The 14,011-nt window shown below is 68.6% G+C and carries 8 protein-coding genes and 1 pseudogene; 3 read left to right on the top strand and 6 right to left on the bottom strand.

What is annotated here, in order from left to right:
- Positions 1 to 4 precede the first annotated feature (4 nt).
- A complete protein-coding gene (gene ppsA, locus AC5Y2S_RS17250) occupies positions 5 to 2,401 on the top strand; it encodes a phosphoenolpyruvate synthase (RefSeq protein WP_499957254.1) in 2,397 nt (798 codons plus the stop codon).
- Positions 2,402 to 2,480: 79 nt separating this feature from the next.
- Here the strand turns inward: ppsA and AC5Y2S_RS17245 are convergent, their stop codons facing one another.
- The 5 genes from AC5Y2S_RS17245 to AC5Y2S_RS17225 form a co-directional block, all read right to left on the bottom strand.
- Positions 2,481 to 3,350: a 3-oxoacyl-ACP synthase gene (locus tag AC5Y2S_RS17245; RefSeq protein ID WP_499957253.1), complete on the bottom strand. Its 870-nt coding sequence runs from the start codon at positions 3,348 to 3,350 to the stop codon at positions 2,481 to 2,483.
- Positions 3,334 to 4,437 (bottom strand): 3-oxoacyl-ACP synthase III family protein, encoded by a 1,104-nt coding sequence (locus tag AC5Y2S_RS17240; RefSeq protein ID WP_499879554.1) that lies wholly within the window; start codon positions 4,435 to 4,437, stop codon positions 3,334 to 3,336. The genes AC5Y2S_RS17245 and AC5Y2S_RS17240 overlap by 17 nt, the downstream gene beginning before the upstream one ends.
- Before the next feature lie 15 nt (positions 4,438 to 4,452).
- Complete coding sequence (locus AC5Y2S_RS17235) at positions 4,453 to 5,457, bottom strand: Acg family FMN-binding oxidoreductase (RefSeq protein WP_499957252.1); 1,005 nt, start codon at positions 5,455 to 5,457, stop codon at positions 4,453 to 4,455.
- A 109-nt stretch (positions 5,458 to 5,566) separates the two neighbouring features.
- Positions 5,567 to 7,033, bottom strand: coding sequence for a bifunctional aminoglycoside phosphotransferase/ATP-binding protein (locus AC5Y2S_RS17230; RefSeq protein ID WP_499957251.1), 1,467 nt, complete (start codon positions 7,031 to 7,033; stop codon positions 5,567 to 5,569).
- Between the two features lie 19 nt (positions 7,034 to 7,052).
- A complete protein-coding gene (locus AC5Y2S_RS17225; protein WP_499901302.1) occupies positions 7,053 to 7,940 on the bottom strand; it encodes a universal stress protein in 888 nt (295 codons plus the stop codon).
- Positions 7,941 to 8,065: 125 nt separating this feature from the next.
- Here AC5Y2S_RS17225 and otsB point away from each other — a divergent pair, with 125 nt between their 5' ends.
- Complete coding sequence (otsB, locus tag AC5Y2S_RS17220; RefSeq protein WP_499957250.1) at positions 8,066 to 11,707, top strand: trehalose-phosphatase; 3,642 nt, start codon at positions 8,066 to 8,068, stop codon at positions 11,705 to 11,707.
- A 102-nt stretch (positions 11,708 to 11,809) separates the two neighbouring features.
- Positions 11,810 to 12,604, top strand: coding sequence for a universal stress protein (locus AC5Y2S_RS17215; protein ID WP_499957249.1), 795 nt, complete (start codon positions 11,810 to 11,812; stop codon positions 12,602 to 12,604).
- A gap of 29 nt (positions 12,605 to 12,633) precedes the next feature.
- Here AC5Y2S_RS17215 and AC5Y2S_RS17210 read toward each other — a convergent pair.
- Positions 12,634 to 13,936: pseudogene (locus tag AC5Y2S_RS17210) on the bottom strand (HNH endonuclease signature motif containing protein).
- Between the last annotated feature and the right edge of the window lie 75 nt (positions 13,937 to 14,011).

The following is a 14,011-nucleotide window of genomic DNA, read 5'->3' as shown; positions in this document are numbered from 1 at the left end:
CATCATGGGCAGTTTCAACTACATTCGCTTCTTCGAAGAAATCGGCATCGACGACGTGCCGGTGGTCGGCGGCAAGAACGCCTCGCTCGGCGAGATGTACCAGAAGCTGTCCGGGCGGGGCATCCGCGTCCCGCACGGGTTCGCCACGACGGCCCAGGCGTACCGGCACATCCTGGACAGCGCCGGCGCCTGGGACGCGCTGCACGCCGAACTCGACGACCTCGACCCGGACGATGTCGCCGCGTTGGCCCGCCGGGGCAAACGCGCCCGCGAGATCGTCTACGGCGCGGGGCTTCCCGACGACCTGGCCGCAGAGATCGTGTCCGCCTACCGCATGCTGCAGCAGGAGTACGGCGAGGAGGTCAGCCTCGCGGTGCGCAGCTCGGCGACCGCCGAGGATCTGCCGACGGCGAGCTTCGCCGGCCAGCAGGAGACCTTCCTCAACATCAAGGGCCCGGAGAGCCTGCTCGACGCGTGCCGTCGCTGCTTCGCCAGCCTGTTCACCGACCGGGCCATCCACTACCGCATCGACCAGGGTTTCGACCACTTCAAGGTCTCGCTGTCGATCGGGATCATGAAGATGGTGCGCTCCGACCTCGCCTCGTCGGGCGTGATGTTCACCATCGACACCGAATCCGGCTTCAACGACGTCGTTTTCGTGACCGGCGCCTACGGGCTGGGCGAGAACGTGGTTCAGGGCGCCGTCGACCCCGACGAGTTCTACGTCCACAAGCCGACGTATCAGGCCGGCCACCGCGCCGTCCTGCGCCGCCTGGTCGGCGACAAGGCGGTGAAGATGGTCTTCGTCGAGGGCGGTACCAAGAACACGGTCCGAAACATCCCCACGCCGAAGGCCGACCGCGCCCGGTTCTGCATCACGGACGACGACGTCCTCGAGCTGGCCGGCTACGCGTGCACCATCGAGCAGCACTACGGGCGACCGATGGACATCGAGTGGGCCAAGGACGGTCTGGACGGGCGGCTGTACATCGTCCAGGCGCGCCCCGAAACGGTTGCCTCCCAACGCAGCCCGAGCACGGTGGAGACGTACGTGCTCGAGGGTCGCGGCGAGATACTCACCGAGGGCCGCTCGGTCGGCGAGAAGGTCGCGTCGGGTAAGGCGAAACTGATCGACAACCTCGAGCACCTCTCGGACTTCCAGCCCGGCCAGGTGCTGGTCGCCGACACCACCACACCGGACTGGGAGCCGGTGATGAAGATCGCCGCCGCGATCGTCACCAACCGCGGCGGGCGCACCTGCCATGCGGCGATCATCGCGCGCGAGCTGGGCATCCCGGCCGTGGTCGGCGCGGGCGACGCCACCACCAGCGTCCCGAACGGCGAGGCCGTCACCGTGTCCTGCGTCGAGGGCGACACCGGGCGCGTGTACCGCGGCGAGGTGGGCTTCCACGTGGATCGCACCGAAGTGGCCGGCCTGGCCCGGCCGCGGACCCAGATCATGGTCAACCTCGGCAATCCCGACCTCGCGTTCAAGACGTCGTTCTTGCCGAATGACGGTGTGGGACTCGCCCGGATGGAGTTCATCGTCAGCGAATACATCAAGGTCCACCCGTTGGCCCTGCTGCACCCGGAAAAGGTCGGCGACGCCGAGGCCCTCCGCACGATCGAACGGCTCACCCGCGGCTACCCCGACGGCGGCGCCTTTTTCGTCGAGCGCCTCTCCGAGGGTATCGGCACGATCGCGGCCGCCTTTTGGCCGAAGCCCGTGGTGGTCCGGATGTCGGACTTCAAGACGAACGAATACGCCAGCCTGATCGGGGGCAGCGCGTTCGAGCCGGTTGAGAGCAATCCGATGATCGGGTTCCGCGGCGCGTCGCGCTACGCCCACCCGGCCTACGCCGAGGGCTTCGCGCTGGAATGCCGTGCGATGAAACGGGTCCGCGAGGAGATGGGCCTGACCAACGTCGTCATCATGCTGCCGTTCGTGCGCCGGGTGACCGAGGCAGACCTGGTGCTGAAGACCATGGCCGAACTCGGCCTGCAGCGCGGCCAGAACGGACTCGAGGTGTACGCGATGTGCGAGATCCCGAACAACGTGATCCTGCTCGATCAGTTCGCCAAACGCTTCGACGGCTTCTCCATCGGCTCGAACGACCTGACCCAGCTCACCCTCGGCGTCGACCGCGACAGCGAGATCGTGGCCTTCGACTACGACGAGCGCGACGAGGGCGTCAAGGAGATGATTCGCCTGGCCGTGGAGGGCTGTCGGCGCAACGGAATTCACTCGGGGCTGTGCGGGCAGGCGCCCTCGGACTACCCGGACATGGCCGAGTTCCTGGTCCGCATCGGCATCGACTCGATAAGCCTGAACCCCGACGTGGTGGTGAAGACCACCCGCCAGATCCTCGAGTTGGAGCGCCAGGCGGTGCCGCTGCAGTGACGGGGCCCGGTCGCTAAGCCGAGCGTTACGCTGGCGTGGCGCTCGAGCTCCAGCGTTACGCTGGCGCGGATCTCGGCGGCTACGGCTGGCGATACAGCGCCGCACCGGCGGTGATGCCAGCGCCCGCCGCGACGAACAGCACCCGGGCGCCCCCCGGAAGCCGCTCGGCCTCGGGCTCGAAAGCCGCCGCCAGGGCGGCCGTGTGCATGCGGTGATCGGCTGCGACGCAGATCTTTTCGGCCGGCACGCAGAGCAGGCGGCTCAGCGCCGCGCGGTACTCGGGCCGGGCCGGGGCGGCGACGATCAGGTCGACGTCGTCCAGGCCCACGGATTGCGCGTCCAGGCACGCCCGCGCGGCCGCGGCGGCCGCCGCGGCGAACCGCTCGTCCATGTCGGCCGAACGATTGAATCGCAACACATTTCGCGCGTCGGCGAATCCGACCGTCGCCGAGAACGCGTCGGTGTCGTCGGTGTTCACCCAGGACACCCGGCTCAAGCCGGAGTCGTCGTCGGTCCAGCGGCACAGCAGGGCCGCGCCGGCGGCCGAGAACGGGAAGTGCTCGCTCATCCCATGACCCGGATCGGCGTCGCTGGCCACGACGAGCGCGCGGTCGATGCTGCGTGACCGCAAGAACCCGTCGACGATCTGCAGCCCGGTCAGGACCCCGCAGGCCCCGTTGGCGATGTCGAACGAAAAGGTGCCGTGCGCGCCCGCGTGCGGATCCTCCGGGTTGGCCCCGATGTCGTCCTGGATGAGCGCGGCCAGCGCCGGCTCCCCCAGGTTGCGGTCGCGGTAAATCCCGGCGTTGACGACCAGATCCAGGTCGTCGGGGTCACATCCGGCCCGGTGCAGGCAGTCCTTGGCGGCGGTTACCGCAAGATGCAGCGCGCTGTGCCGGCCCCGCAACCGCGGATGTGCGACGTCGACTCGATCAATCACCGTGCCCATAGCGCTTCACCAAATCCTCATCCAGTGTCAACAGGACAACGCCGATCTCCAGGCCGGAGGCCAGCGCGAGCAGGGCGACCCGTTCCCCGGGCCGGATGTTTCCGGCCTCGAGCTCCTCGACCAGGGCCACCGTGTGGGTCGTCGACGCGGTGTTGCCGTACCGGTCGACGGTGATCACCGCGTCGTGGCGCGGGCTGTCACCGAACGTCTCCGACATGCGCGCCATGCCCTTGCGGATGGCCCGCGCCGAGGTCTGGTGGGTGATGACGTGGTCGATGTCGTGAATCGAAAGGCCCACCGCGTCAAGCACTTCGCTCAACAACAGCGGGGTGTTGGAGATCGCAGCCTTCTGAATGGCGCGCGAGTTGGTGAACATCCGCGCGCCCGGGTCGTGGCCTTCGGGATAAGCCAGGCAGAGCCGGCTGTAATCGGCGACGGTGGTGAACCCGGCCAGGCCGATCCCGGCGGATCCCGCGGGGGCCCGCTCGAGCAGCAGCGCCGCACCGGCGTCGCCGAGGGTCAGGCAGGCGAGTTCCTTGCTCATGATGTTGCGGATGTGGCGGGCGGCGTTGTGGCTCAGCTGCGAGATGTACTCGCCGCTGACGACGAGCCCGCGTTCGACGATGCCCTGCCGGATCCAGTTGTTCAAAATGGTGACCCCGGTGAGCATCCCGGCGCACGCGTTGGACACGTCGAAGGTCATCGCCTGCGGCGCACCGATCGCGCGGGCCACCGCGCTGCTCATCGTCGGCTCGAGCCATTGGGTGAGCCCGCCGCGAAATTTCGTGATGCTGCAGCTGATCACCACGTCGAGCGCGGCGGGGTCCTGTTGCGCGGTGGCCAGGCAGTTCAACGCCGCCGAGGTGGCGAGGCTGTAGGAGTCCTCGTCGCCCACCGATACGCGGCGCTCGCGGATCCCGGTGAGCCGCTCCAGGTCGATGTGGGTGTGGTGGCGCGTGGTCGCCATCAATTCGTCCGTGGTGAGCCGGGTTTCGGGTAGTTGCCGGCCGGCGCCGGCCAGCCGGGCGACGAACGGGGCCGGGACGCCCTCCCCGGCGGTCTCCATCACGAGCCAGTGCCGAGCCATCGGCGCCACCTCCTTTCACTCCCCTCGCGGGTCGCTGCGAAACTTCAGGACCTCCGTCACCAGCCGCCGGGCGGTGGGCTCGACGTGGTGGCCGTTCGGCGCGGACTTGCCGACCCGGATCAGCAGCTGGGGCTGCCCGGCGGTCCCGGTGATCTGCGCGATGATGTGGCGGCTCATCGCCATTTCGGTCATGTGGGTCAGCGTGCAGGTGGCCAGGCCGGCCACCGTGCACTCGAGCAGCACCGCCGACAGCGCCTCGCCGCAGCGCAAGACGTCCAGCCGGTCGTCCTCGTGGAGGGTGGACAGCACGACGATCTTCGAGTGGTCGCGATCGAGGGCGGCACCGCGGTGGCCCCCGCCCGCCGGCGGGAAGGTCCGGGCCACGTCGACCTGGGCGGCCTCCGCGCTCGACACCAGCGAGCTTTCTGGCACGTGGGTGGCATCCGACTCGAACGGTGAAGTCCACCAGCGTAATTCGGACAGGTAGGCCGAGTCGTTACGCCGTAGCTGCTCGGTTACCGCGGACGCCTCCGCCAGGGTCGGCCGGTCATCGTCGGCGACCACGTCGAGCAGCACGTCATGTGGATGGACCGCGAGGCGTAGCTGCGCCTCCACCACCGGCCAGCCGGCGGGAGCGGCGAACGGCAGCCGGTCGGTACGACGGTTATGGATCGCGGCGGCGCGCAGGCGCTGCGACTCCGTCACGGTGTCGGCGGGCCGGAACTCGAGCGTCGCGAGGTGGTCCGGCTCGGCGGGATCCGGGAGGCGCTCGGTGGAGCTGTCCCAGCCGGCGGCGGCCATGGCGACCCGAAGATGGTCGAGGACCGCGCCGCAGCTCAGCGTCAGTTCCCGGCCGGAGCGGTCGGTGGCGTACATCAGCCGGCGGGGGTCGGCCCACAGCTGCAGCCGCGCGCCCTCGACCACCCACCGCCACGGCTGGCTGTTGTGCAGCGACGGGGCCCGGCTCGCCAGCATAACGGCGTCGCGGATGACTTCGGAATCCGGCGCTTTCAACAGCATCTCAACCACTCCACTCGGGTCTCTCGAACTGACCATAAGGAGCTGGTTCGCCGTGCTGACAGGGCCGTTGGTCCCCTACGACCGGGGCGTTCGACTCCTGGGATCGGACCTAAATCGCCCGGCGCCAGGCGTCGAGGGCCGCGCGCGCCGAGTCCTCGACGGCCCCCGAGGTGTCGATCCGGTGGGCGGTGTCCCAACCGGCGCGTTCGGCGGCCATCGCCGCGGCGATCTCGGGGGTCACCTCCGAATTGCCCGGCCGCCGGGTGGTGATTCGGCCGGCCGCCGTGTCGGCGGCCGACGCGCACATGAGTTCCACCGTCGCCGAATGTGTTTCGGAGGCGAGGTCACGGGCCCGCGCGCGGGTCCGGGGATCGCGCCAGGTGCCGTCGAGGATCACCGACTGCCCGTCGCCCAGCAGCGGGCGGGCCCGGCGCAGGGCGGCCTCGTACACCACCGCGACGTTGTCCGGGCTGTACAGTCCCTGGTCCAGGACGCCGGCGTCGCCGGCGATCGCGCCGGAGTCCCGCAGTTCGCGGCGCACGTCGTCGGTCGAGATGACCTGGGCCCCAGTCCGTTCCGCGAGTGCACGGGCGACCGTGGACTTGCCGGTGCCGGGGTTTCCGCCGACGAGGGCCAAGCGCACGGCGCCGCCGCGCAGGTGTTCGTCGGCGATCGCGAGGTGCCGGGCGGCGGCGTCGGCGGCCTGCGGCTTGCCCTGCGACAGCCGCACGCAGTCGGTCTTCGCCCGAACTCCGGCGCGATAGGCGACGTAGAAGTGGGCGAGCGCCGGCGGCGCCGTCCGCGCCGAGTGCGCCGAGTAGCGGTGCAGGAAGTGCTCGCCGAGATCCTTGCGGCCGAGGAACTCGAGGTCCATGGCGAGGAACGCGGCGTCATCGACGCAGTCGACGTAGCGAAGTTGGTCGTCGAACTCCAGGCAATCGAGCAGCGCCGGTTCGTCCTGGCCGCAGAAGATGTCGTCGGCGAGCAGATCGCCGTGGCCGTCGACGACGAGCCCGTCGGCGATGCGGCGCCGGAACAGGGGTCCGCGGCCGGCGATGAATTCGGTGACGAGCCGCCGGATTCGCGACAGCGTCTCGCTCGGCAGGGTGCCCGCGTAGCGGTCGAGCTCCGCCAGGTTGTCATTCCAGCGTTTCTCGATCGCCGCGGCCTCGCCCTGCGCGTCGATCGCCGGGCCGCGCTCGGCGCGCTCGTGAAAGCGGGCCAGCACGGCGGCGATGGTGTCCAGCAGCCCGCGCACCGAGCCGTCGGCGTCGCGGCCGACGATGGCCGCCAGCCGGTCCTCGTCGCGGTAGCGCCGCATCACGACGATCGGTTCGGCCGGCCCGCCGCCCGGGTCGGACAGGTGGGCGACCCCGAGGTAGCTGTCGGGTGCGAGCCGGCGGTTCAGCTCGACCTCGCGGCGGCACACGCGTTCGCGCCGCTCCGGCGTGCGAAAGTCCAGAAAGTCGGTCAGCACCGGCTTCTTCGCCTTGAACGCCCGATCACCGGCGAGCACCACCACGCCCGTGTGGGTTTCGTGCACAGCTGCATAGGGCACGAAGGGCACGTCGGGCACCGAATTATTGTGCCAAGCCTTACTCAGGCCGCGCCACGATCACCGGCATCCGGACCGAGTGCACGACGGCGTTGCTGACCGAACCCAGCAGCGTCCGGGCGATGCCGCCCCGGCCGTGACTGCCGACGACGACCAGTTGCGCGGCCTCCGATTTCTCGATCAACTGGCGGGCCGGCTGATCGCACACCAGGAGTCGGTGCACGGTGACGTCCGGATAGCGTTCCTGCCAGCCCGCGAGCCGTTCGGCGAGGCTGCGCTCGGCTTCGGCCTTCACCACCTCCCAATCGAACCCGGGCAGCTCGAGCACCTGAACGTCGCTCCACGCGTGCAGCGCATTCAGGTCGACCCCGCGCCGCGATGCCTCGTCGAACGCGATCGCCGTCGCGAGCTCGGAGGCCGGCGAGCCGTCGATGCCCAGCAGCACGGGAGCCTGCTGCGGGTGCGCCATCAACATGTCCTCGTCCCGGACGACGGCGACAGGGCACTTCGCGTGCCGGACGACGCCGGAACTGACCGAACCCAACAACGCCCGGCCCAAGGCCCCGCGCCCGTTGCTGCCGACGACGATCATCTCGGCCCCTTCGGACAGGTCGATCAGCGTCGGCACCGGCGGCGAGCACTTCAGTTCACTGGTCATGGCAAGCCGTTGGTGACCCTGAACGGCCTCCTCGGCGATCTTGAGCGCCTGCTCGAGCACCTGCTGTCCGTCCTCCTCCTGCCACACCGTGACGCCGGCCGGAAGTGGTATCTGGGGGAAGGTCGGCACGTACGTGCTGTACATGTGAACCAGCTTCAGCGGCACGTTGCGCATCGCCGCATCGCGGGCCGCCCAGCAGACGGCGGCATTGGAAGCGGGCGATCCGTCGACTCCGACGACGATGCCGTCGCGGTTCATGGGTGTAGACATCTTTTCCTCCCTTAGTCAGGAAAAACGCTATTGGCCGTACGGTGGCCGAGCATGAGGCTTTAGTCCCCAAAGCCATGGCCATCAGGCCCCGTTGACCCGGGCCGCGAAGTGGCATCGTCACAGGCGTGACCGAATGGCCCGCCACCGTCGACAAGCGCTACCACGATGCGGTGATCCTCGGCCTGGACAGCGTCGTGACGGAGACCGCGACGGGTGGCGTCGAGGCGCAGGATTCGACCGTCCCGTTGCTGCGGCGGCTGCGGGATGCCGGCGTCGCGACGGCCGTTTACGCGCCCGAGCGGGACTGCGTGCCCGTCCTGCGCAGCGCGGGAATCGACGACCTGGTGGGCGTCGCCAACGGCGACGTGGCCCAGACGGCGCACCAGCTGGGGGTGCACCCCGTCCGGTGCGTGGTCATCGGCCACGACCCGGCCGGCGTCAAGGCCGGCAGGGAGTCCGGCTTCGGCCTCGTCATCGGCCTTACTCGCAACGGAGACGCCGACGAGCTGCTGTCCTGCGGGGCCGACACCGTGATCGCCGACCTCGGCGGGATATCGGTGCGCAGCGGTGAAGCGACCCTGTCCACGATCATCGACGCCCTGCAGGCGTACAGCCAGGTGAAAGAACTGGTAGCGAACCGGCAACCGGTTATCTTCCTCGACTTCGACGGCACGCTGTCCGAAATCGCCGAACAGCCGGACTCGGCGTCTCTCGTCGAGGGCGCCGGCGACGCGCTGCGCGCGCTGGCCGCCCAGTGTCCCGTGGCCGTGGTCAGCGGCCGCGATGTCAGCGACGTCCGAGACCGGGTCAACGTCGACGGGGTCTGGTACGCCGGCAGCCACGGGTTCGAATTGGTGGCGCCGGATGGCACTAGCCACCAGAATGCCGCCGCCGGCGTCGCCGACGCCCTGGCCCGCGCCGCCAATCGCCTCGCCGAGACACTGAGCGCTATCCCGGGAATAGTGCTGGAACGCAAGCGCTTCAGCATCGCAGTTCACTATCGCCATGCCGATCCCTTTAACGTCGACCGGGTGATCAGGACCGCCCGTGAACTCGGCCGCTCCGAGGGCCTCCGGGTCACCCCCGGTCGCAAGGTGATCGAACTGCGCCCGAGCACGGACACGGGCTCGACGCTCACTTGGCTGCTCGAGCGCATCATCGGCGCCGATCCGGGTGCCGTGTTGCCGATCTATATCGGCGACGACATCACCGACGAGGATGCTTTCGACGCGGTCCAGTTCGACGGCGTGGGAATCGTGGTGCGGCACGAAGAGCATGGTGATCGCACGTCCGCCGCGCTGTTCAGCCTCGAAAGCCCCGCCGCAGTAGCCGAGTTCGTAGGCAGGTTGGCTCAGGACCTGGCATCCGCCGCGCCGAGAGCCGACGACGCGTGGGAACTCGTGTACGAGGGCTATGACCCGCAGTACGAGCGGTTGCGCGAGGCGCTGTGCACCGTCGGCAACGGCTACGTCGCGACCCGGGGCTGCGCACCCGAGGCGGCCGCGTCCGACTCCCATTACCCCGGCACCTACGCCGCCGGCGTGTACAACACGCTGGCGGATCGGGTCGCGGGCCGGACCATCGAGAACGAGAGCCTGGTCAACCTCCCGAACTGGCTGTCGCTGACGTTCCGGGTCAACGGCGGCCCGTGGTTCCATGTCGATGATGCCGAACTACTTTCCTATCGACAGACATTCGACCTGCGTAGCGCGACGCTGACCCGCAGTCTGCGATTCCGGGACGGATCCGGCCAGATCACAACGCTCGACCAGCAGCGCTTCGCGTCCATGCACCAGCCGCACCTGCTCGCCATGCAGACCACCGTCAGCGCCGAGAACTGGTCGGGCACAATCGAGTTCAGCTCCCTGCTGGACGGAAGCGTGCAAAACACCATGGTCGAGCGCTACCGGTCGTTGTCCAGCGCACACCTCACCGGAACGGTGATCGACGAAATAGGGCCCGACTCCGTGCTGTTGCGCACGGAAACGTCGCAGTCGCACATCTCGGTCGCGGTCGCGGCCCGCACCACCCTGTGGTGCGGGGACGGCCGAGCCGATGCCGAGTACACCGTCGTGGCCGACGGCGACCGCGGCGGTCACAACATCGCGGTCGCCCTCTCGGCGGGCCAGTCGGTCGCCTGTGAGAAGGTCGTGACGATCTTTTCCGGCCGCGACACCGCCATCTCCGAATCGGCAAGCGCCGCCCAGCAATACCTCGACGCCGCCGGCCGGTACGCCGACCTGCGCCGGCAGCACGCCCGGGCGTGGGACCGGCTATGGGAGCAGTGCAACATCGGCATAGCCGACAACACGCTGATGCTGCGGGTCCTCCGGTTGCATCTGGTGCATGTGCTGCAGACGATTTCGCCGCACACCGCCGAACTCGACGCCGGGGTGCCGGCGCGGGGGCTGCACGGCGAGGCCTACCGCGGGCACGTGTTCTGGGACGCGCTGTTCGTCTCGCCGGTGCTGAGTCTGCGTATGCCCAACGTCGCCCGCTCGCTGCTGCTCTATCGATACCGCCGGCTCCCCGAGGCGCGCCGCGCTGCGCGGCGGGCCGGGTATCGCGGCGCGATGTACCCCTGGCAATCGGGCAGCGACGGGCGCGAGGTGAGTCAGGAAGTGCACCTCAATCCGCAGTCCGGCCGGTGGAACCCGGACGCCAGTGCGCGCGCGCATCACGTCGGCCTCGCGATCGCGTACAACGCGTGGCAGCACTACCAGGTGACCGGTGACCGTCAGTGGCTTGGCGACTACGGCGCCGAGATGCTGGTCGAGATCGCACGCTTCTGGGTAGGCCTGGCGACGTTCGACGACACCCGCGACCGCTACACGATCCGCGGAATCATCGGCCCCGACGAGTTCCATTCGGGTTACCCCGGCAAGGAGTACGACGGGATCGACAACAACGCGTACACCAACGTGATGGCGGTCTGGGTGATCATGCGGGCCATGGACGCGCTGGACCTGCTGCCGCTGCGCGACAGGCTCGATCTGGTCGGAAAGGTCGACCTGACGGCCGACGAGCTGGACCGGTGGGATCACGTGACGCGGCGCATGTTTGTGCCCTTCCACGACGGGGTGATCAGCCAGTTCGAGGGCTATTCGGAACTGGGCGAACTGGATTGGGAGGGCTACCGACAGCGCTACGGGAACATCCAAAGACTCGACCGCATCCTGGAGGCCGAGGATGACAGCGTGAACAACTACCGGGCGTCCAAGCAGGCCGACGCGCTGATGCTCTTCTACCTGCTGTCCTCGGAGGAGTTGCTGGGCCTGTTCGGCCGGCTCGGCTACCGGTTCTCGGCCGAGCAGATTCCCAAGACGATTGAGTACTACCTGTCCCGGACCTCAGACGGATCGACGCTGTCCGCGATCGTCCATTCGTGGGTGCTCACCCGTGCCCACCGGCACCACGCCATGCGCTACTTCGTCCAGGTGCTGAGCTCCGATGTCATCGATATCCAGGGTGGCACCACTTCGGAAGGAATACACCTCGCGGCGATGGCGGGCAGCGTCGATCTGCTGCAACGATGCTTCACCGGGCTGGAAACGCGTGACGATCGGCTGGTGCTCGGCCCGCACTGGCCCGAGGCGCTCGGCCCCATCGAGTTCCCATTCGTCTACCGGGGTCAGCGGGTTCATCTGCGGATCAGTGGACGGACCGGCGTTCTGACGTCCGAGGCGGGCAATGCCGGCCCGATCATGGTCGAATGCCGCGGCCGCGTGCAGCGTCTCTCGCCCGGGCAGAGCATCGAGGTCGCGTGAAGCCCTAATGCTCCGGAATGTGGGTCGAACGACCCTGCCGAAAAGGTAGGTCGCGCAATAACGTCTGCGATTGGCGGCCCGGCCGCCGGATCGGGAGGAATCATGGACCAGACGCAAACACCGGCCAAGATCGTGGTAGGCATCGACGGCTCAGAAGCCGCCGTCAACGCCGCGAAATGGGCCCTTACGGAGGCGATAGGCCGCAACATCGCGCTGCGGCTGGTCCAGGCCGTGCCCGATCGATCCGGCGATTCGACAAGCATGGAGGTCCAGTACGCGCAGGGGGCGCTGCGCGACGCCGATGCAGCGCTGCAGGCCATGGGCAAGCCGGTCAAGGTCGAATGCGACATCGTGCGCGGGTCGCCGGAGGGCGTCCTGATCGACGAATCACGAAGCGCTGCCATGGTTTGCGCGGGTTCCGTGGGGATCGGACGCGTCGCTCGCAAGCTGCTCGGCTCGACCGTCGACGCCGTCGCCCGAAAGGCCCAATGCCCGGTCGCGGTCGTACGGGCCGACGGCCAGGAGGCGGAACCGGGATGGGTGGCCGTCGTCGTCGACGATTCGCCGGCCAACGATGCCGTGCTCGAGCTCGGCTTCCACGAGGCGCGGCTGCGTGGAGCACCGATCCTCGCGCTCGGGGTTTGGCGGTGGGGCCTGGGCGAGATCCCCTACCGCCAGCTCGAGCAGCGGCTTCGCCAGTGGGTATCCCGCTATCCCGAAGTGCATGTCATGCCGGCCGCCGCGAGGCGCGGGCCCGCCGAATTCCTCGCTCACACGCAGGAATCCGTCCAGCTGGCGGTGGTGGGCAGCGAGGACGCCGACAAGGTGTCGCAGATGATCGGCCCGCCGGGACAATCCGGCCATGACGGATGCTCGGTGCTGGTGGTGCGCGACTGAGGCCAGCGCCTCGCGAAAACTGCCCGGCGTCAAACGGGTTCGTCGTCGTCGGTGTCGCGGAGGAATCGTTCGGGGTGGTGAAAGCTGTTGGTGCGGGGTTGTCCGCGTCGTGGGGGTACCTCCCGCTTGCGGGGGAGTGTGGTGGGGGTAGCCATTCGGTTTCGCCGCGGGCGTTGGTGCGGGTGGTCCAGCCTTGTTCGGCGAGGCGGTTGTCGGGTCCGCAGGCCAGGGTGAGGTCGTCGATGTCGGTGCGGCGGGTGGTTTTCCAGCCGGTGACGTGGTGGACCTGGCTGTGATAGGCCGGGGCGTCACAGCCCGGTTTGGTGCAGCCGCGGTCCCTGGCGTGGAGCATGATTCGCTGTGCCGGGCTGGCCAGGCGTTTGGTGTGATAGAGCGCCAAGGGCTTGGCCTGGTCGAAGATGGCGAGGTAGTGGTGGGCGTGGCCGGCCCAGCGGATCACATCCGACATCGGCACCAGGCTGCCGCCGCCGGTCAGCGCCTTGCCGGTGGCTGCCTCCAGCTCCTGCAGCGTGGTGGTCACGATGATGGACACCGGTAACCCGTTGTGGGTGCCCAGCTTGCCGGAGGCGAACAGGGCAAGCAGCCCTGCGAGGAAGGCGTCGTGGTTGCGCTGGGCGCCGGTTCGGGTGTCGCGGCGCACCGCCTGTTCGTCGGGTGTCTCGTCGACGACCGGGTTTTCATCGTCGGGGTTGCACGCGCCGGGGGCGGCCAGCTTAGCCAACATCGCCTCGATCGCGGCCCGCAATTCGGGAGTCACCAGCCCGCTGATACGTGACATGCCGTCGAATTCCTGGTTGCCCAGCACGATGCCGCGTTTACGGGCCCGCTCGGCGTCGCTGAACTCGCCGTCGGGGTGCAGCCAGTCCATGATCCGGCGGGCGTACTTGGCCAACTCGTCGGGACGGTAGTGGCGGGCCTTGTCGGCCAGGTCGGCCTCGGCGGCTTCCCGGGTGCCCGGGTCGACCTCGGCGGGCAGGTGAGCGAAAAAGCTGCGGATCACCCGCACATGCCCGTCGCCGATCAGCCCCTCGCGTTGGGCGGTGGCGGTCGCGGGCATGAGCGGCGGCAACGACTCACCCGTGAGCGCGCGGCGTTCACCTAAAGTTCTTCGGCGCTGGCTTGGACGCCGACCTGATTGATCAGCGTGTGCTGCGGGGCGCGCAGCCCGCGCGCGAAGGATTCCAGTTGTTCTAGGGCCGAAAGTCGTTCCGGGGTGGTCAACACGTCAAAGGACAAATCGCGCAGCCGTTTCAGATTCCCCTTGAGATCGTCGAACACCTCGACGATCTCCTCACGACTGCCCGAACCCATACCCCAAGATTAGGAACACCCACCGACAAGAATCCCAGATTTGTGACGCCTGAAACCACGGTGACACAAGGGATT

It is taken from the genome of Mycobacterium sp. NGS69, assembly GCF_059812165.1.
This window is presented reverse-complemented; position numbering and strand designations above follow the sequence as displayed.

What these genes read in the sequence shown, in the direction of transcription:
- AC5Y2S_RS17225 (WP_499901302.1), bottom strand. Translation starts at nt 7,940, where the DNA reads ATGTCTACACCCATGAACCGCGACGGCATCGTCGTCGGAGTCGACGGA.
- AC5Y2S_RS17245 (WP_499957253.1), bottom strand. Translation starts at nt 3,350, where the DNA reads ATGGGCACGGTGATTGATCGAGTCGACGTCGCACATCCGCGGTTGCGG.
- AC5Y2S_RS17240 (WP_499879554.1), bottom strand. Translation starts at nt 4,437, where the DNA reads ATGGCTCGGCACTGGCTCGTGATGGAGACCGCCGGGGAGGGCGTCCCG.
- AC5Y2S_RS17215 (WP_499957249.1), top strand. Translation starts at nt 11,810, where the DNA reads ATGGACCAGACGCAAACACCGGCCAAGATCGTGGTAGGCATCGACGGC.
- ppsA (WP_499957254.1), top strand. Translation starts at nt 5, where the DNA reads ATGGGCAGTTTCAACTACATTCGCTTCTTCGAAGAAATCGGCATCGAC.
- AC5Y2S_RS17235 (WP_499957252.1), bottom strand. Translation starts at nt 5,457, where the DNA reads ATGCTGTTGAAAGCGCCGGATTCCGAAGTCATCCGCGACGCCGTTATG.